This window comes from Brucella sp. HL-2, from assembly GCF_025846885.2.
Classification (GTDB): Bacteria; Pseudomonadota; Alphaproteobacteria; order Rhizobiales; family Rhizobiaceae; genus Brucella; species Brucella quorumnocens.
On record NZ_JAOYTK010000009.1, the window covers coordinates 1 to 17,438 of the forward strand.

Consider the following 17,438-nt stretch of genomic DNA (forward strand, 5'->3'; position numbering starts at 1 on the left):
CGTGGCGCGTGGGTGTTATTCCTGCCCAGATACTCGCCGGAACTCAATCCAATAGAACAGGCCTTTTCCAAAATCAAAGCCTTGTTGCGAAAAGCTAAAGCACGCACCTATGACGAGCTATGGAGAGCCCTCGGCTCCGTCTGCGATCTGTTTTCGCCACAAGAGTGCCGAAACTTCTTCAAAGCAGCTCAATGTGTTGCATGATTAGCGCCCGACGCTCTAGAGAATCATCAGCGGTTCGTCTTTCACAGGACGAATGGTCAGGGCTGTGCGTACCGAATCCACATTAGGAGCGGCGGTCAGCTCTTCGATAACGAAAGTCTGAAAGGTGTTGAGGTCGCGTGCGACGCAATGGAGCAGGAAATCGGACTCGCCAGATACCATCCATGCGCGGCGTACAAGCGGCCACTGCTTGGTCTTTTCGGCAAAAGCCTTGAGATCGGCGTCTGCCTGACGATGCAGTCCCACTGAACAGAATGCTACGAGATCCTGCCCGAGCGCATTGCCATTCAGTATGGCGCGATAGCCACGAATGACGCCACTTTCCTCCAGCTTGCGCACACGACGCAGGCAGGGAGGGGCAGAGATACCGACACGTTCGGCTAGCTCAACATTGGTGATGCGCCCGTTATTCTGGAGCTCCCGAAGGATTTTCCAATCGATTTCGTCCAGATCAGCCTTGATCGGCATGCAAAACTCCGCGCGCAATGAAATTTCATTCAGGCGTAATTATAAAACACTCAGCGCTGCTATAGCGCAATCTAATCCTGCTCATACCAAAAGAAACGACAGGATGTAAACCGTCTAAAGCGTTGTTAGCGCATCCAGAAAGTACGTGTGAACAGGATAAATATGGTTACGAGTTCAAGACGACCGGCCAGCATGAGAAACGAAAGTACCCAAAGTGCCGGGTCGTGGATCGTTGAAAAATTACCAGCAGGCCCGATCGTATCCCCGAATCCTGGGCCTACGTTCGACAATGCGGTCAATGCGCCGGTGAAGGCCGATACGAAATCGAGACCAAGGGAAGCCAGCAAAACAGCGCCGATAATGAGCGATGCAATATAAAGAAACAGATAGAGCAATACGTTCTGAGCGATCTCGCCAGACACCTCAGAAGAACCGTACCGGATTTTTATAACTGCATGGGGCATGACAAGGCGTGCGAGATTGGCTTGTGTCAGGCTCCATAGAATGATGAGGCGGTTCATTTTGATGCCGCCAGATGTCGATCCTGCGCAGCCTCCAAGAAACGATGCGAGGAAGAAAATGCCAAGGGCTGGTGGTCCCCACAGCGAATAATCCTCGGTCGTAAAGCCAGTTGTCGTGATGACGGAGACGAAGTGAAACGATGCGGAGATGAGTGCATCGCCAAACGGAATGTTCGAACCAAGCCTTAGAACAATTGCGAGAAGGAAACTGAAGCCGATGACGAGGGCAAAAAACAGTTTTACCTGCGGATCGGCAAGTGACTCGAGCCGACGTGGCATAAATGCCTTGATATAAAGGACGAATGGTAGGGCCGAAAGCGCCATAAAAACCGTCGATACGATGAGCAGCTTCCGGTTGCCTTCGTAAAAGCCGAATGAACTATCGTGCGTCGAGAAGCCTGCCGTTGCGACCGTTGCCAGACCATGATTGATCGCGTCAAACATGCTCATGCCAACTGCGAAATACGCAATCATGCAGGCGGCTGTCAGAGTGAGATAGGCCATAACGATGCCGAGCGCGATCTGGTTCATGCGCGGCAGAATTTTTTCCGATTTGTCGGAATTTTCCATGTGAAAGAGTGCGAGACCGCCTGCGCGCAGCGAAGGCAGCATTAATAGCGCCAAGCCGATGAAGCCGACACCACCGATCCAGCACAGAAGCGAACGCCAGAGTAGAATTCCGCGCTGCATCTCATCGAGGCCTGTCAATGCTGTGGCACCAGTGGAGGTCACGCCTGACATGGCTTCAAAGAAAGCGGTCGCATAGCTGATCGGCAGATGCGAAAAATAAAGGGGGATCGATCCCAGAAAACTGGCTGTCAGCCACAGACATGCAGTTAGCAAAAAACCAAGGCGCGGTGTGAAGCGCGTGTTCTGGTTTTGGGTGGCAAACAGGATCAGGGCTGATAATGCACCGGTTGCTGCCGCAGAACGCACGAAAATAAGCCAGTCATCGCTGCCGTCACGCAAGTCGATTGCCGCAGGCAATAGCATTGCTACAGCCATGACGAGGCCGAAACGCGCACAGATATTAGCAACGGTCTTGTATATGGCCTTCGGCTCCAGCGATTTTGAAAGCTGCTTTGTTGTCCTGTGTTTAACGCGGGAACTTGCCAGCCGCAATGTGGGTATGCAGCATCATTGTGCTGAATGGTGACAAGCTGTGGCTAAAGCGCAGCAAATGCTGCTCCAACCTTGCAAACAGCGGATCGCAGACCTACCTTGGCCACAATATCAGGGCATTGGCAAAGCTGGGCGCGAAGGCGATTCTGGTGAGCCGAAAGCCCACGATTTAAATCGATTTTGGACCGGAGAACTATTCCCATGTCACAGCGTCATGCGCCCGTTATTGTAATCGGCTCTGGTCCGGCAGGCTATACGGCGGCGATTTATGCTGCACGCGCGATGCTCAAGCCCATTATCATTACCGGTTTGCAGCAGGGCGGCCAGTTGATGATCACGACGGATGTGGAAAACTATCCGGGCTATGCCGAGCCAGTGCAGGGGCCATGGATGATGGATCAGATGGCGACACAGGCTCAGAATGTTGGCGCTGAAATCCTTTATGACATCATCACGGAAGTTGATACGACGTCGCGGCCTTTCCGTTTGATTGGCGATTCCGGCACCGTTTATACCTGCGATGCATTGATTATCGCGACTGGCGCTCAAGCCAAGTGGCTTGGTCTTGAAAGTGAACAGACTTTCATGGGCGGTGGCGTTTCAGCTTGTGCGACCTGTGATGGCTTCTTCTATCGCGGCAAGGATGTGGTTGTGGTCGGCGGCGGCAATACAGCAGTCGAAGAAGCACTCTATCTTTCGCATATCGCCAAGAGCGTTACTGTGGTGCATCGCCGTGAAGGTTTCCGCGCTGAGAAGATTATGCAGGATCGCCTGATGTCGCGCGAAAACGTCAAGGTTATCTGGAACAGCGTTATTGATGAAATCGTCGGCACCGAAGCCAAGCCGCCAATGGGGGCAACGGTAACGGGTGTTCGTCTCAAGAATATCGTGACGGGTGAGCTGAGTGAGCATGAAACTCACGGGGTTTTCGTCGCTATTGGGCATGCACCTGCCGTTTCTTTGTTCGAGGGCAAGCTCAAGCAGAAGCCAAATGGCTATCTTTGGACCGCACCCGATTCGACCGCTACCGACGTGCCAGGCATTTTCGCCGCCGGTGACGTTACCGATGATATTTACCGGCAAGCAGTGACTGCCGCTGGTATGGGCTGCATGGCGGCGCTCGAATCCGAGCGCTGGTTGGCTGCACAGGAACCGCTGCACGAAGCTGCGGAGTAACGAGAGGGGGAGAAGGTGGTCGCACCGCTCGACTGGGACAAACTGCGCATTTTCCATGCTGCTGCGGAAGCCGGGTCCTTCACCCATGCCGCACAGACATTGCATCTGTCGCAATCAGCTATCTCGCGACAGGTCAGCGCGTTGGAGCAGGACGTTGGTGTTCCGCTATTCCATCGCCATGCCCGCGGGCTCATTTTGACGGAGCAGGGCGAAACGCTCTACCGGACGGCGCATGACGTGCTGATGAAGCTCGAAAACGTCCGCTCGAAACTGGCCGAAAGCAAGGAAAAGCCGACAGGGCGCCTGCGCGTGACGACAACAGTTGGTCTGGGTTCAGGCTGGCTGATCGAGCGTATTCAGGAATTTGTCGAGCTATACCCTGACGTGCAGCTTCAGCTCATTCTCGACAATGAAGAGCTGGATCTCACCATGCGTCATGCTGACTGCGCGATCCGTCTGCGTCAGCCACAGCAGCCTGATCTGATCCAGCGTCGTCTGTTTACTGTGCATATGCACGTCTATGCGTCGGCTGGTTATGTTTCCAAATACGGCAAGCTGAACTCGATCGATGAGATTGATCAGCATCGCGTGGTGACTTTTGGTGAACCTGCTCCGAGCTATCTCACCGGGTTGAACTGGCTGGAGATCGCTGGTCGCTCAGATGGAAGTGCGCGCATTCCAGTTCTGCAGGTTAATAATCTGCTGTCCATCCGTCGTGCTGTTCAGCGCGGTGTCGGTATCGCCGTTTTGCCTGACTATATGGCGGACAAGGAATCCGGTCTGGTGCAGCTTCTGCCCGAGCTTGAGGAAATCCCGTCGTTCGATACATTCTTCTGCTATCCGGAAGCGTTGAAAAACTCTGCCAAACTGCATGCCTTCCGTGACTTCCTATTCTCGAAAGCGCGTAACTGGACGTTCTGATTTTAGTTTAATGACACGAATAAGCCGCGCTGGATCATCCAGCGCGGCTCTTTCTTTTTTCGTATATGTTACTTGCGCGGCAGTAGGCGCTGCACTTCCTTAGATGCATCGGCGAGAGCATCTTCCGGCGTTGCAGACTGTTCAACGACGCGCGAAAGATTATCGACGATGGTCTGCGTTACCTTAACGCCATTGGAACCCGGGAAAGCATACCAGGGGATCATCAGCGACATCTGGCTGAGACCGGCTTTAAACAGCGGATTTTCCTCGTAGAATTTGCCGAGATATTCATCCGATTTTGCCGCCAGTTCGTTGTTTGGTACATAGCCAGTGCCCGGCACGACAACCGATGCGCCATAAGGGCCGGCAGCGAATTTGGCGAATTTCCATGCTGCATCCTGCTTGGCCTGATCTTCGGTCAGGATAACAACCGCATTACCACCAGTTGGCAGACGGCCCTTTTCGGCGTTGAGAAGTGGTATTTTCGCGGTACGCATGTCGAACTTGTCACCGACATTCTTGATCGTGTTGCGCAAAGCACCAGTTGTCTGGAATGCGAAGCCGACTTTACCAGCCGCGAAAGCCTGCTCGCCAGCCGCTTTGGTCAGAACCGGCAGACCGCCTTCTTTCACCATACGATCGACCAGCTTGAATGCTGCAAGTCCTTCTGGACCGTTGAACGCGACTTTCTTTTCATCTTCTGAGAGCATCGTGCCGCCAGCGCCGAACAGAAGTGCAGAGAACATCCAGTCATCGCCCTGCCAGCGGAAATCGATGCCTTCATTGCCATCGCCAAGCGCCTTGATCTTACCGCCAAGCTCAATCACTTCGTCCCATGTGGTTGGAGGCGTGTCGGGATTGCCCCCGGCAGCCTTAACCAGATCGGCATTGTAATACATGATCGGGTTTGAGGTTGCGAATGCCAGGCCGACCTGACGGTCGCCGACATGCGCAAGGCTCAGCAGATGATCGGTGAAGCCTTGGGCTTCAAGATCCGCTTCCTTATCGACGAGCGGCTTCATATCAACGCCGATGTTGCGCTCGGCCAATACGCGCAAGCGATTCAAACCGGTGAAAGTGATGTCCGGCATTTCCGAGGTGCCAGCCTGACGCATGATGGTCTGGATGCCTTCCTCGTAAGTCGCGGAAGGACTGACGAAGTTGATTTTGATGTCCGGATTTTCTTCCATGAACTTCTTGGAGATGTCCGCCATGACATCCTTGAAGAAGCCGGGCATCGGGTAATGCACATTCAGTGTGGTGTCTGCGAAAGCAGGCGCGGTGAGGCCTGTCGCAACAACCAGAGCGGCGAGAGCGCTGGAAAGGCGTTTCATGGGTAACTCCTGTGGGACGGGGAGGGAAAATTCAGCCCTTTAGGCCAGTTAAGGTGATGCCTTCGATGAAGCGGCGCTGGGCTGCAAGGAACGCGAGGAGAAGGGGCAGCGTAATGATGAGCGTTGCCGCCATGAGTGCTCCGTAGTCGTCGCCTGCTTCTGCCGCGCGGAAGTAAAGCAGGCCGAGCGGTGGCGTAGCGCGTTCCATGCCGGTGACGACAATGAGCGGCCAAAAAAGATCGTTCCAATGCGCAACTACCGAGAAAATCGAAAAGGCTGTGATGGCGGGCCATGCGTTGGGAACAATGACCCGCATGACAATGCCAGCTTCGGACATGCCATCGAGACGGGCCGCACTGATGAGATCATCCGGCAGGGCACGGAAGAACTGCAGAAACAAGAAAATACCGAAGACCGAGATGAAGAACGGAGCGCTCAGTGCGAAATAGCTGTTGAGCACACCAAGCTTGTTGAAACCGACATAGAATGGCAGTGCGGTTGCATGGATCGGTACAAGAAGGCCAAGCATAACCAGCATCATCATGGTGCGCTGGCCGCGAAACTGTAACTTTGCCATCGCATAAGCGCAGGGAATGGCGATGACCACCTGAACGACCAGAACCAATCCACACACGACAACACCGTTAAACAGCAAAAGCCCCATTGGAACGCGTGTCAAAGCTTTGGTCAGATTGTCCCAAAGCGCCCAGTGTTGTGGAATGAGAGAGAGCGAGGACGAGAAAATGTCCTGCTGGGATTTTGCTGCCGTGGACAGCATGAAAATATAGGGTGCCAAAAACAGCAGCGCACCCAGCGACAGAATTCCGAGACGGAAAGAACGAGCCAATGTCATCCGGGGTTCCTCAATAGTGGGTCCGACGGTCCAGAACGCGGAACTGAAGCATCATCAGGACAATAAGAACGGCGAGGAAAATCACGGTCATTGCAGAGGCATAACCGACGCGCAGAAAGACGAAGCCTTCCTGATAGATAGTCCAGAGCAGCACTTCGGAGGCTTTGTTCGGGCCGCCTTCTGTGAGAGTCTTGACCGTTTCAAAGACCTTCACGGCATTGATAATGCTGATCGTTGTCACAAAAAGCGTAGTTGGTCCGAGCAAAGGCCATGTGACCAGACGAAACCGCTCCCAGCTGTTTTTCACGCCATCCACTTCGGCAGCAGAGTAGAGCTCGCGCGGGATTGCGGTGAGGCCTGCCAGAAACAGCACCATGTTAAAGCCAACGCTTTGCCACACGCCGATCATCGCAAGACTGGTCAGAACCGTGTCGCTGGAACCAAGCCAATTGGGGCCAGTGATGCCGATCAGGCCGAGCATGGCGTTGACGGGGCCGAGGGTTGGGTGCAGCAAATATTGCCACACGGTTGCCATGGCGACGAGGAGTGAGGCTACTGGCAGGAAGTAAACCGTGCGGAAGAACGACTTGCCGCGCACTTCGCTTTCGATAAGGAGTGCTACGCCAAGGCCGAGAAAGACTGAGGCAGGAGCCACAATAGCGGTGTAGACGGCAGTGTTTTTGAGCGAGATCAGGAAGGTGCGGTCGCTGAAGAGTTCGGCATAATTATCAAGCCCGATAAACTCGAAACCATCATAGCCAAGCTCGAAATTGGTGAAACTCCAGAAGATCACGGCAGCGGTTGGCAGCAAGATCAGGAGTACAGTCAGAAAAATCGCAGGGGAAGCGAGTTTCCACGCAAGACGTTCTTCGCGACGGCGGGCATTTTCTGCGGCCGTACGTGCGCGGCTTGCACCCGCATGGGAAAGGGCGGCGTCAGACATGGGCTGGTGCCTTTTCGCGGGCTGCAAGCGTCACGTTGCTATCGGCGGGCTGACGCAAACGCAGGCCATCATCGCCAAACAAATAGATGCTGGTGGCGTCAAAATGCAGGCCCACCGGCATGCCGGTTATGATGTGCTTTGCGTTGGCGGGGTCGAGCTTTGCCGTCAGTTCCACTGATGTGCCGGGCGCTTTCATATAAATGAGCACTTCCGAGCCGAGAAACTCGATCCGTGAGACGGTCGCACTGATGCCGGTCTTGTCATGCGGAACGATACGGAAATGTTCAGGTCTGATGCCGATGCGGACTTGCGTGCCGAAATGGGCTGCGACGCCTTGCAGAATGGCGTGACCAGCAAAATGAACGATGCCGTTATCGCTGATCACGGCATCAAGGATATTGATCCGGGGCGTGCCAATGAATTGCGCGACTTCGATGTGTTTTGGATCGTTATAGATCGCAGTTGGAGTGTCGATCTGAAGGAGCTTGCCACCCATCATGACCGCAACGCGGTCGGCCATGCTGAGCGCTTCCGCCTGATCATGTGTAACGTAGATAGTTGGCACACCTGCACGACGATGCAACTCGACAATCTCGGCGCGGGTATGAACACGCAGATTGGCATCAAGATTGGATAGCGGTTCGTCCATCAGGAACGCACCCGGCTGGCGAACGAGGGCGCGGGCAAGAGCCACACGCTGCCGCTGACCTCCCGACATCTGACCCGGCTTTCGATCAAGCAGATGGTCAATTTTCAGGCTGGTCGCAGTCGCCCTGACCTGTTTCTGAATAAAAGCCCGCTTTTTCCTCTGGCTGGGAATAAGTGGACCAATGAGCGGCATGCGCTCCATCGTTGTCAGATCGCGCATGGCAAGCGGCACGGCAATGTTCTGTGCGGCTGTCAGGTGCGGATAAAGGGCGTATGACTGGAAGACCATCGCCATATTGCGATCGGCGGGATGTGCTGCGGTAATGTCACGCCCGGCAATGGCTATGCTGCCCTCGTCTGCGTGGTCCAGCCCGGCCAGAATGCGCAGCAATGTGCTTTTGCCGCAGCCGGAAGGACCAACAAGAGCAATGAATTCACCCTCCGCCGCTTCCAGAGAAATACCGTCAAGAATACGGTTGCTGCCATAGGATTTGCTGATGTCGCGGAGGGTGAGCGTGCTCACTGGCTGGCCTCCTCAGCAACCTTTGTGGCTTTGCCATCGCCGGTGTGGTGGGGATAGACCTCGTGCATGACATCGTCGATCACGTAAGGTTTCAGTTCTGCGATGTGGACGATTTGACTTTTTGCGGTCTCGTCGAGGTCATGGATGACAGCACCGAGAATGCGTTCGCCGGGCAGATCGCGTTCAATCGAACCAACTGTGAATGCGGCAGCGGGTGCCCAGATATAGCTGATGCCGTCGGTCGTGCCTGCCCAGGCGCGGTGCAGATGGCCGCTGGCATGAAGCTTCACATTATGAGCTGAGAAAAGATCATAAAGACGCTGGCGGGGTGCCGGGCGAATGCCCCAGTAGCCTGTGTCGCCTTCGTTCGGCGCATCGACGAAAACAGGCTTGTGTGCAAAGACTGCAACCGGCCTGCCGTCGCTGTGGTTCAGTTCAGCTTCCAGCCATTGAAACTGTTCTTCTTCCTCAGCCGAATTTGCACCGATAATCAGGCTGTTGAGACCAATAATGCGCCAGCCGCCGAAATCCTTCGCCCAATAATCTGCGCCGAAATGAGTGCGCCAGCGCTCAAGGCGCTCAAGGTTGACGGGCTGGTGGCTGCCGGGAAGGTGGCCGATGTCGTGATTGCCGGGCAGGCTCAGAACCGGAGCGGGAAGCTCTGCAATACGGTCGCGGCAGAAAATCAGGTCAGCTTCAACATCGGCTCCATCGACGGTCAAGTCGCCGGTATGGATGATGAGGTCTGGCTTCTGCTGTTCGACCCAAGCAACCAGTGGGGACCAGTTGCTGTTGAAGTGCGACTTGGTAGGGCTGAGGTGAGTGTCTGTAATCTGAACGATCCGCAAGATGGCGCTCCTTTTTGAATAAGGGGTGCGCGCAGCACGTGCCGTTTTGGGCATTCATCGGGGATAGCTGCGGCCTTGCGAGGGCTTCTATGCCTCTTCTGTGACAGGTTCGATGCAGTGTGGTGATAGTTTCGTGACAGCCCCTGTGAATGTTGCCAGTGGAAGTGATTTGCTGTTTTTAGAGGCAGGCCAGGCTTGCATCTGCCTGCGGTTTGGGCTGTCATTATAGTGCTGATATAGAATATGGTTTCAGTGGTTAATGTATAACTGTATGAATTTATTTATGTTTTTATTGTTTTCGAGCTATGCATAAAACGCATAGCTGCATTGCCATAAAGTTGCATTGCCAAAACAATAAGCAAAGTGCATATAAAGATCATCTCAGCGCTGCGTTTCCTCCTCCCATTTTACGCAGGCTGAGTGTTCCCCTCTGGAGGTTTGCCTCAATGGCACCTTCAAAACTCAAAGCCAGACATTTGTCTGGCTTTTTTTTTGGCTTTTCGCCCAGCACTTTACTTTCTCGGAAATGCAGATACGAAAAAGGGGCCTTTCGGCCCCTTCGTCATTCAATGTCTCAAGTGTTTAGCGCAAGCTTGCGCAGAAGCGCTGAATGCGTGAGCAGGCTTCTTCAAGCAGTTCATCCGAGGTCGCATAGGAAATGCGGAAGTTTGGTCCGAGACCGAAAGCCGAGCCGTGAACCACGGCAACGCCTTCTGCTTCCAGCAGTTCGCTCACGAAATCTTCGTCAGTCTCAATAACCTTGCCGGCTTCAGTCTTCTTGCCGATAAGGCCCGCGCATGACGGATAGACGTAGAACGCACCTTCAGGTGTCGGGCAGTTGATGCCCTTGGCCTGGTTGAGCATGGAGACAACCAGATCACGACGAGCCTGGAAGATTTCCTTGTTCTTCGGAATGAAGTCCTGTGTGCCGTTCAGCGCTTCAACAGCAGCCCACTGAGCGATGGAGCAGGCACCAGAGGTCTGCTGACCCTGAACCATGTCCATGGCCTTGATGAGCTGCAATGGACCTGCTGCATAGCCGATACGCCAGCCGGTCATTGCATAGGCCTTCGATACACCGTTCATGGTGAGCGTGCGATCATAAAGCGAAGGCTCGACCTGCGCAGGTGTCGTGAAGACGAAATCGCCATACACCAGATGCTCATACATATCGTCGGTCAGAATCCAGACCTGCGGATGACGCACGAGAACATCGGTCAGGGACTTCAGTTCTGCTTCCGTATAAGCGGAGCCTGTTGGGTTTGACGGCGAGTTGAAGATCAGCCACTTGGTCTTTGGCGTGATCGCCTTTTCAAGATCAGCTGCTGTCAGTTTGAAATTGTCTTCCTGACGCGTGTTGACGAACACAGGCGTGCCACCGTTGATGGCAACCATTTCCGGGTAGCTTACCCAGTATGGAGCAGGGACGATAACTTCATCGCCAGGGTTCAGTGTAGCCATGAAAGCGTTGAACAGGATCTGCTTGCCACCAGTGCCGACGATGACCTGCTCAGGCTTATAGTCGAGGCCATTTTCGCGCTTGAACTTGGCGACGATAGCCTGACGCAACTCAGGGATACCAGCAACAGGGGTGTACTTGGTTTCGCCGCGATTGATCGCGTCGATGGCCGCTTGCTTGATATTGTCTGGAGTATCGAAATCGGGTTCGCCCGCTCCGAGACCAATCACGTCCTTGCCCTTGGCTTTCAGTTCGCGTGCTTTCTGGCTGACCGCGATGGTCGCAGATGGCTTTACACGAGAAAGGGCGTCGGCGAGAAATGCCATGATAGATCTCCATAGATGGCAGGATCAGATAACCGGCACCGGGCACGGTCCGGTTTTGCGGACTTTCTATGTCGCATTGGCGCACGAATCGCAACAAAAGCTTTGCAGTTTCGCAATAAATTCGGGTTTCTCGCGAGAATGTGTTGCTGAAAAGTTCTGATCCATCAATGCCGCGAACATATTGTTTCAATGAAACTGATTGGACAGGCTGCACGGATGCAAAGATGTTATACCAGCACAGGAGAAGCAGATGCTCACAATCTATTCACAGCCAGATTCCGGAAATTGCTATAAGCCACGGCTTTTGCTTGCGAAACTCGGCAGGCCGTTCAAGCATGTCACTGTGTCTTCCCTCGACGGTTCGACGCGAATGCCCGAATATCTGGCGAAAAACCCCAATGGCAAAGTTCCGCTGCTCGAGCTGGAAGACGGTCGCTTCCTTGCCGAATCAAATGCCATTCTTCTCCATCTAGCAGAGGGAACGCCCTATCTGCCGAAAGACGCTTATGAGCGGGCGTTAGTTTATCAATGGCTGTTCTTCGAACAATATAGCCATGAACCTTATGTCGCTGTGCGCCGCGCCTTGATGGTCTATCCAGAGCGGGCGCATGACGCGACGCCTGAACGTCTCGCATCAACACTTGTTGGTGGCGAAAAAGCTCTTGGTGTTATGGAAGAGCAGCTGAACAAGACACCATTTCTCGTTGGCGACAGCCTGACTGTCGCCGACATCGCGCTTTATGCCTATACGCATGAGGCGCATCGAGGTGGTTTCAACATGGCGCGATATCCGGCTGTAAATGCATGGCTTGCCCGCGTTGCTGCGGATGAGGGGCATGTATCGCTGGACTGGTTGCCATAAGGGTTTTAGAGCGGTTCCAGTTAAGATTGAACCTTTGGAGCACGCTCTAGAGCGTGTCGCGTTTAATCGCACCCAAGGTGCTCGCCCTAGATTCTTGTAATTTCCGCATGTTCGCGAACGTTAAATGAATCCACTTAACTGCGACATGCTTTAGCTATTTGTTTTACGTATTATCCAAAGCAAAACCGCTTCACACTTTTGCTGGAAATGCTCTAATCCGCCATGAGGTCTAGCAAGCTTCGCGTGGCCATGATTTTAAAGGCCGCTATCAACGCATCGCATTCGTTTTCCGAGACCTCGACGGCGATGCGCATGGTGGTTTCGCCAAAATGCATCAGCAGGAAAGCGGTTTCGTCCAACTGTGCCGACTCTCTAGCGGGAACAATCCTACGGATCGTATCTGCGAGCAACTTGCCGTTCTGTCGACTCTCGGCGATCTCCAGCTTTGACAATATTTTATCGGTCTGCGTGGCCGACCATATGTCGCGCATTGCGGGTTCCAGCCGCATCAACGCCAGATATTCGTCAATCAATGCATTGAATGCCACGATCAGTTCGTCGACCGAACTCGCCGCTGCAAGGCCGTCTTCGATGCACTGACGGGACTGCGCGTTACAGCTTTCAAACAGATAGCGGATCAGCGCGCTTTTATCAGGAAAATACTGATAGAGCGCACCGATCGAAATGCCTGCCTGCTGTGCAATCTCGCTCATCTTGAGACTGTCGCTGCCTTTGGCGGCGATCAGCGCAGTGGCGCATTCTGCTATGCGCCGGATTTTTTCCTGTGCGCGGCTTTGACTAGGAGTGCGGCGCAGGATGGCCGCGCCCATAACTTCTGTTTCCGTGCCTGAATTCTGCTTCATGACCGACTCACATTTTCGTCTTGACAGAATATGAGGATTGCTCACATATTGCAAATATGAGAGTTACTCACATTTTGGGAGATGAAGATGAATACGGATCTGAATGATCGTTTTCTGGTGATTGGGGCTACCGGAAAAACCGGCAGGAGGGTTTCAGAAAGGCTGCGAGGGATGGGGCTTTCGGTTCGCGCCGTATCGCGCAGTACCGAGATAGTTTTTGACTGGAACAATCAATCTACCTGGGCCGCGGCGCTTGAAGGTATCACGAATGCCTATGTCACCTATCAGCCGGATCTGGCCTTGCCGGGTGCCGTGGATGTCATCCGAGCGTTCCTGTCGACGGCGAAGAAGGCAGGCGTGAACCATGTCGTACTTCTTTCCGGGCGAGGAGAGGAGGAGGCCGAGGCTGCAGAGCAGGCTCTTCAAACTTCCGGATTGGACTGGACCGTGCTTCGCGCAAGCTGGTTCATGCAGAACTTCAGTGAGAACTACATGCGAGATGAGTTACTTTCAGGCTCGCTGACGCTGCCGGTTGGTCACACGAAAGAACCATTCATCGATGCCGACGATATCGCTGATGTCGCGGTTGCCGCCCTTACGGAAACGGGGCATCGCAATCGGCTCTATGAACTGACCGGTTCGGAACTGTTCAGTTTCAGTGATGCTGTAAACGAGATCGCCCAAGCGACAGGTAGAGAGTTGTCGTTTCATCCCGTTTCGTTTGCTGACTATGAAGTGGTCCTGCGCGAACAGATGCTGCCTGAAGATGTCATAACGCTTTTGCGATATCTTTTCACTGAGCTTTTCGATGGTCGCAATGCGAGTGTGGCGCATGGCGTGGAAGAAGCTCTCGGACGCACGCCGCGGCGGTTTGCAGATTTTGCCCGCAAGGCTGCCGGTGAAGGCACATGGGAGGGACAGTCATGACAATGAGTTTTCAACTGCTTGTTCTGCTGACAGCATGGGGTAGCGCCATAACGGGCGGCATTTTCTATGCATTTTCAAGCTTTGTAATGGCGGCATTGGCGCGTATCCCAGCCAATGCGGGCATATCGGCAATGCAATCGATCAACATCACAGTCATCAACGGCACGTTCTTCGCTGCGTTTTTTGGAACGGCAGTATTGTGTCTGGCGATTATTGCGCTGGGTCTGATGGGCTTTGGTAGCCTGTCGAAATGGGTAATGATCGGTGCTGCCGTTTATCTCATTGGCACCATCGGGGTGACAATGGTCCTGAATGTGCCGCTAAACAATCAGCTTGCTGCGATTGATGCAAATGCTGCCACGTCAGCTGACGTCTGGCTCGCTTACGTTCGGGACTGGACGCTATGGAACCATGTCCGCACCGGTGCGGCACTGATCGCAGCTCTCATTCTGGGTGCAAGCGCGCTGGCAAAAATCTGAACGACAATGAATAAGAATGCGGACAAACAAAAAGGCGGGGCAATACCCCGCCTTTCATTTGCCTATTCGGCAAAAATTATGCTGCGACGAGGTTGTCGGCAGACGAACGGCCCGAACGACGGTCCTGTACGATTTCGTACGTAACCTTCTGGCCTTCATCGAGCGTGGCCAGACCAGCGCGCTGAACAGCGGAAATGTGGACGAATACGTCCGTGCCGCCCTGATCAGGCTGAATGAAGCCGAAGCCCTTGGTCGTGTTAAACCACTTAACTGTTCCCGTAGCCATGGGAAATTCCTTTGTAACATTAGTAGTAGTTAGTCCGTATGCTTCGCACACGTCCCTGTGAATCGAATTTATGGACAGGAGATCGTCAGGAAGCACGGCAGGCCGGGCGGGTCGCAAAGTCACTTGACCGAAAAATCGATGACAAGACTATATGCGACAAATTTGACCAACACAAGATAGGCGGCGCTATCTCTAAAGGCCTATTTTTGTAATGCTTTTCCCCATTCCCAGGCCAATGCGAGCACTTGCTTCCAGCAAGGGTAGCCAGAACAATTTGAAAAGAATTGGTTTGTTTCCGTCGCAAGGAAACATTTCATAGTGGTGCCATTCCTCGGGAAATTTGCCCGACAGAGGTAGATGGAAGCAGTGACGACGGTGTGTTTCAATGTGAAAAGGTTCGATATAGTTGTAGGTCAAAGTTTCCAGATGACGCATGCCGGACGTTTTGAAAATACCAATTTCTTCGTGAAACTCACGATAGGCTGCGCTTTGGATTTCTTCGCCCTCATCGACAGTTCCGCCTGGAACCTGCAGCGGTGTGTCTGGATTTTCCGGTTCGCGGAAAACGAGCAGCTTTCCGTTCCATGTGGCATAAATCAGAACTTTATCAATTGCTTTAGTGGATGTGGTCATCGGAAGCCTTCGCGCGATTTGTACTTTGTACTATCGTGACAGGGTCCGGGGTCACGCAAAAGTTCCAAAATATTGCTATAGGGCGTGATCAGAATTGATTAAGAACAACTCGATGAAGTCTTGTTTTTAGAGCTGGGTTTGCCCGCAACGTTTCACTTCTGCCCTAAACGATTTTGATGAGGAAAGACTTGGTGCCGAAATCAAAGCAGAAAAAGCCGCAAGGGCTCGATAGTGCGCATCAGCAAGCTGATCGCGGCATGCTAGACGGCAGTGATCTCTTCTCGCAAGCGCGCATGATGATGAGTGCGTTTTGGGTATCGCCGGTTCGCAACCAATTGATCGCGCTGGGCACTGGTATCTTCGTTTTAATTGTGTTGATTGCTGTGGGGCAGGTCGCCATCAATCGTTGGAATGTCCCGTTCTACAATGCTCTGTCAGATCGCAATCTGAGCGCCTTCTTTCATCAGCTTCTGATCTTTTTTGCCATCGCTGGATCGGTCCTTCTTCTAAACGTGTCCCAGACCTGGCTGAACCAAATGTTCAAGCTAAAGCTACGAGAAGGACTGGCGCGCGATCTGGTGGGTGAGTGGTTGCAGCCGGGGCGGGCATTCCGTCTTGCGAAAGCTGGCGAAATTGGCGTCAACCCGGACCAACGATTGCAGGAAGATGCGCGTCATCTTGCCGAGACTACGAGCGATCTTGGCATCAATCTGCTGCAATCCACCGTCATTCTCGTCAGCTTTGTTGGCGTCCTGTGGTCTCTGTCGAGCGGCTTTGTATTCCATCTTTGGGGTTATAGTTTTTCCATACCGGGCTATATGGTTTGGGCGGCGGTTTTTTATGCGGGTTCTGCGTCGCTGTTGTCCTGGTTTGTTGGCCGCAGTCTCGTTAATCATAATGCCAACCGCTATGCGCGCGAGGCCGATTTTCGCTTCTCGTTGATGCGGGTGAATGAGCATATCGATGCTGTTACATTGGCACGAGGCGAGGCTGATGAGCGCCGCAGGTTGGACCTGGATCTTGACGCGGTGCTGGTTGCCATCAAGCGAATTGTTATTGCCACAACCAATCTGACATGGGTCACGGCAGGCTATGGCTGGTTCACCATTGTTGCTCCGATCCTTGTTGCAGCACCTGTCTATTTTTCGGGTGGACTGACCTTCGGCGGTTTGATGATGGCTGTCGGCGCTTTTACGCAGGTGCATAATTCGCTGCGCTGGTTTGTCGATAACTTTGGCGCGATTGCCGATTGGCGGGCAACATTGCTGCGCGTGGCGAGCTTTCGACAAGCCATATTACGTATGGATGAAATTGGCCACATCGACCGGCAGATAGTTCTGGAAACCAACGAGGATGAGCGGCTTACGATCGAAGCTCTGTCTATTGCGGTCCCTGATGGATGTCTCAATCTAGTTGAGACGAATGTCAGCATCGGTCCCGGGGAGCGGCTGTTTGTGACAGGCGCAACTGAAACCGAACGCAGTCGGTTTTTCCGCGCGCTTGGGGGCTTGTGGCCTTGGGGGAGCGGGCGGATTGGATTGCCTGCTGGAGATCGCGTGGTGTTTATTCCGCATGCTCCCTACATTCCGCCCGGCAACCTGCATGATGCGGTGGTCTATCCGTTGAGTGCCGCTGATTTCTCGAAGAATCAGGTGGCGGACGTGTTGAAACTCGCCGGATTGGAGAGGCTTACACCGCAGATCGACCGTGTCCTGCGTTGGGATCGCACACTGACTGATGATGAGCAACAAAGCCTCGCTCTCGCCCGGCTTGTGCTGCAAAATCCAAGCTGGATTGTGATTGATGGTACGCTCGATGGGATGGATGAAGAAGCGCGAAAGCGCGCCTATGCGATTCTGACTGGTCCTTTAAAGGAAGCTGCTGTCATCCATATTGGCAAAGGGTTAGGCCATAACGGCTTGTTCGCGCGGCAACTGCATCTGGAAATGGACTTGCAGGCCGATCCCCTTCGTCTGCCCCACCAATCGGAAGCAACGGCATAAGAAATCAACAAAGCAAAAAGG

General features: G+C 53.6%; 18 protein-coding genes and 1 pseudogene. 7 read left to right on the forward strand and 12 right to left on the reverse strand.

What is annotated here, in order from left to right; genetic code table 11:
* Positions 1-204, forward strand: a 204-nt coding sequence (locus tag OIV19_RS12265) for a transposase (protein ID WP_264231818.1), incomplete at its 5' end; no start/stop codon positions are given.
* Positions 205-219: 15 nt separating this feature from the next.
* On the opposite strand, the gene OIV19_RS12270 is transcribed toward OIV19_RS12265, so the two are convergent.
* Both OIV19_RS12270 and OIV19_RS12275 read right to left on the reverse strand, forming a co-directional pair.
* The gene (locus OIV19_RS12270) at positions 220-690 is read right to left on the reverse strand and encodes an Lrp/AsnC family transcriptional regulator (RefSeq protein ID WP_095447076.1); all 471 of its coding nucleotides are present in this window, start codon (positions 688-690) and stop codon (positions 220-222) included.
* A 125-nt stretch (positions 691-815) separates the two neighbouring features.
* On the reverse strand, positions 816-2,216 hold the full coding sequence (locus OIV19_RS12275; protein WP_095447937.1) for a TrkH family potassium uptake protein: 1,401 nt from the start codon (positions 2,214-2,216) through the stop codon (positions 816-818).
* A gap of 318 nt (positions 2,217-2,534) precedes the next feature.
* On the opposite strand from OIV19_RS12275, the gene trxB reads away from it, so the two are divergent.
* Both trxB and OIV19_RS12285 read left to right on the forward strand, forming a co-directional pair.
* Positions 2,535-3,509 (forward strand): thioredoxin-disulfide reductase, encoded by a 975-nt coding sequence (trxB, locus tag OIV19_RS12280; RefSeq protein WP_095447075.1) that lies wholly within the window; start codon positions 2,535-2,537, stop codon positions 3,507-3,509.
* A 15-nt stretch (positions 3,510-3,524) separates the two neighbouring features.
* Positions 3,525-4,430 (forward strand): LysR family transcriptional regulator, encoded by a 906-nt coding sequence (locus OIV19_RS12285; protein ID WP_024899462.1) that lies wholly within the window; start codon positions 3,525-3,527, stop codon positions 4,428-4,430.
* Positions 4,431-4,498: 68 nt separating this feature from the next.
* On the opposite strand, the gene OIV19_RS12290 is transcribed toward OIV19_RS12285, so the two are convergent.
* The 7 genes and pseudogenes from OIV19_RS12290 to OIV19_RS12320 form a co-directional block, all read right to left on the reverse strand.
* A complete protein-coding gene (locus OIV19_RS12290; RefSeq protein WP_264231819.1) occupies positions 4,499-5,764 on the reverse strand; it encodes an ABC transporter substrate-binding protein in 1,266 nt (421 codons plus the stop codon).
* A 31-nt stretch (positions 5,765-5,795) separates the two neighbouring features.
* A complete protein-coding gene (locus OIV19_RS12295; RefSeq protein ID WP_095447073.1) occupies positions 5,796-6,617 on the reverse strand; it encodes a carbohydrate ABC transporter permease in 822 nt (273 codons plus the stop codon).
* A gap of 10 nt (positions 6,618-6,627) precedes the next feature.
* Entirely contained in the window at positions 6,628-7,560 is a 933-nt protein-coding gene (locus OIV19_RS12300) for a carbohydrate ABC transporter permease (protein ID WP_264231820.1), read from the reverse strand.
* Positions 7,553-8,731, reverse strand: coding sequence for an ABC transporter ATP-binding protein (locus OIV19_RS12305; RefSeq protein WP_095447071.1), 1,179 nt, complete (start codon positions 8,729-8,731; stop codon positions 7,553-7,555). Before OIV19_RS12305 ends, OIV19_RS12300 begins: the two co-directional genes overlap by 8 nt.
* Positions 8,728-9,579, reverse strand: a complete 852-nt coding sequence (locus OIV19_RS12310; protein ID WP_264231821.1) for a metallophosphoesterase family protein — start codon at positions 9,577-9,579, stop codon at positions 8,728-8,730. Before OIV19_RS12310 ends, OIV19_RS12305 begins: the two co-directional genes overlap by 4 nt.
* 376 nt (positions 9,580-9,955) lie before the next feature.
* Positions 9,956-10,145 (reverse strand): annotated as a pseudogene (locus OIV19_RS12315) (hypothetical protein).
* Between the two features lie 16 nt (positions 10,146-10,161).
* Positions 10,162-11,364 (reverse strand): pyridoxal phosphate-dependent aminotransferase, encoded by a 1,203-nt coding sequence (locus OIV19_RS12320; protein ID WP_094577703.1) that lies wholly within the window; start codon positions 11,362-11,364, stop codon positions 10,162-10,164.
* Between the two features lie 250 nt (positions 11,365-11,614).
* On the opposite strand from OIV19_RS12320, the gene OIV19_RS12325 reads away from it, so the two are divergent.
* Positions 11,615-12,226, forward strand: a complete 612-nt coding sequence (locus OIV19_RS12325) for a glutathione S-transferase family protein (protein WP_264231822.1) — start codon at positions 11,615-11,617, stop codon at positions 12,224-12,226.
* A gap of 212 nt (positions 12,227-12,438) precedes the next feature.
* Here OIV19_RS12325 and OIV19_RS12330 read toward each other — a convergent pair whose 3' ends face one another.
* The gene (locus tag OIV19_RS12330; RefSeq protein WP_244923262.1) at positions 12,439-13,056 is read right to left on the reverse strand and encodes a TetR/AcrR family transcriptional regulator; all 618 of its coding nucleotides are present in this window, start codon (positions 13,054-13,056) and stop codon (positions 12,439-12,441) included.
* 120 nt (positions 13,057-13,176) lie between these two features.
* Between OIV19_RS12330 and OIV19_RS12335 the strand changes: the two genes are divergently transcribed.
* Together OIV19_RS12335 and OIV19_RS12340 are read left to right on the forward strand one after the other, a co-directional pair.
* Positions 13,177-14,016, forward strand: a complete 840-nt coding sequence (locus tag OIV19_RS12335) for an NAD(P)H-binding protein (RefSeq protein WP_264231823.1) — start codon at positions 13,177-13,179, stop codon at positions 14,014-14,016.
* The gene (locus tag OIV19_RS12340; RefSeq protein WP_264231824.1) at positions 14,013-14,495 is read left to right on the forward strand and encodes an anthrone oxygenase family protein; all 483 of its coding nucleotides are present in this window, start codon (positions 14,013-14,015) and stop codon (positions 14,493-14,495) included. The genes OIV19_RS12335 and OIV19_RS12340 overlap by 4 nt, the downstream gene beginning before the upstream one ends.
* 76 nt (positions 14,496-14,571) lie before the next feature.
* Here the strand turns inward: OIV19_RS12340 and OIV19_RS12345 are convergent, their stop codons facing one another.
* The gene (locus OIV19_RS12345; protein WP_007875924.1) at positions 14,572-14,781 is read right to left on the reverse strand and encodes a cold-shock protein; all 210 of its coding nucleotides are present in this window, start codon (positions 14,779-14,781) and stop codon (positions 14,572-14,574) included.
* A 192-nt stretch (positions 14,782-14,973) separates the two neighbouring features.
* The gene (locus OIV19_RS12350; RefSeq protein WP_264231825.1) at positions 14,974-15,414 is read right to left on the reverse strand and encodes an NUDIX domain-containing protein; all 441 of its coding nucleotides are present in this window, start codon (positions 15,412-15,414) and stop codon (positions 14,974-14,976) included.
* Between the two features lie 176 nt (positions 15,415-15,590).
* Here OIV19_RS12350 and OIV19_RS12355 point away from each other — a divergent pair, with 176 nt between their 5' ends.
* Positions 15,591-17,417: an ABC transporter ATP-binding protein/permease gene (locus OIV19_RS12355; RefSeq protein WP_264231826.1), complete on the forward strand. Its 1,827-nt coding sequence runs from the start codon at positions 15,591-15,593 to the stop codon at positions 17,415-17,417.
* Positions 17,418-17,438: the final 21 nt, after the last annotated feature.

Coding starts and splice junctions, on each gene's coding strand:
- OIV19_RS12345 (WP_007875924.1), bottom strand. CDS start 14,781: ATGGCTACGGGAACAGTTAAGTGGTTTAACACGACCAAGGGCTTCGGC.
- OIV19_RS12320 (WP_094577703.1), bottom strand. CDS start 11,364: ATGGCATTTCTCGCCGACGCCCTTTCTCGTGTAAAGCCATCTGCGACC.
- OIV19_RS12275 (WP_095447937.1), bottom strand. CDS start 2,216: ATGGCTGTAGCAATGCTATTGCCTGCGGCAATCGACTTGCGTGACGGC.
- OIV19_RS12340 (WP_264231824.1), top strand. CDS start 14,013: ATGACAATGAGTTTTCAACTGCTTGTTCTGCTGACAGCATGGGGTAGC.
- OIV19_RS12335 (WP_264231823.1), top strand. CDS start 13,177: ATGAATACGGATCTGAATGATCGTTTTCTGGTGATTGGGGCTACCGGA.
- OIV19_RS12325 (WP_264231822.1), top strand. CDS start 11,615: ATGCTCACAATCTATTCACAGCCAGATTCCGGAAATTGCTATAAGCCA.
- OIV19_RS12350 (WP_264231825.1), bottom strand. CDS start 15,414: ATGACCACATCCACTAAAGCAATTGATAAAGTTCTGATTTATGCCACA.
- trxB (WP_095447075.1), top strand. CDS start 2,535: ATGTCACAGCGTCATGCGCCCGTTATTGTAATCGGCTCTGGTCCGGCA.
- OIV19_RS12270 (WP_095447076.1), bottom strand. CDS start 690: ATGCCGATCAAGGCTGATCTGGACGAAATCGATTGGAAAATCCTTCGG.
- OIV19_RS12300 (WP_264231820.1), bottom strand. CDS start 7,560: ATGTCTGACGCCGCCCTTTCCCATGCGGGTGCAAGCCGCGCACGTACG.
- OIV19_RS12290 (WP_264231819.1), bottom strand. CDS start 5,764: ATGAAACGCCTTTCCAGCGCTCTCGCCGCTCTGGTTGTTGCGACAGGC.
- OIV19_RS12330 (WP_244923262.1), bottom strand. CDS start 13,056: ATGGGCGCGGCCATCCTGCGCCGCACTCCTAGTCAAAGCCGCGCACAG.
- OIV19_RS12295 (WP_095447073.1), bottom strand. CDS start 6,617: ATGACATTGGCTCGTTCTTTCCGTCTCGGAATTCTGTCGCTGGGTGCG.
- OIV19_RS12355 (WP_264231826.1), top strand. CDS start 15,591: ATGAGGAAAGACTTGGTGCCGAAATCAAAGCAGAAAAAGCCGCAAGGG.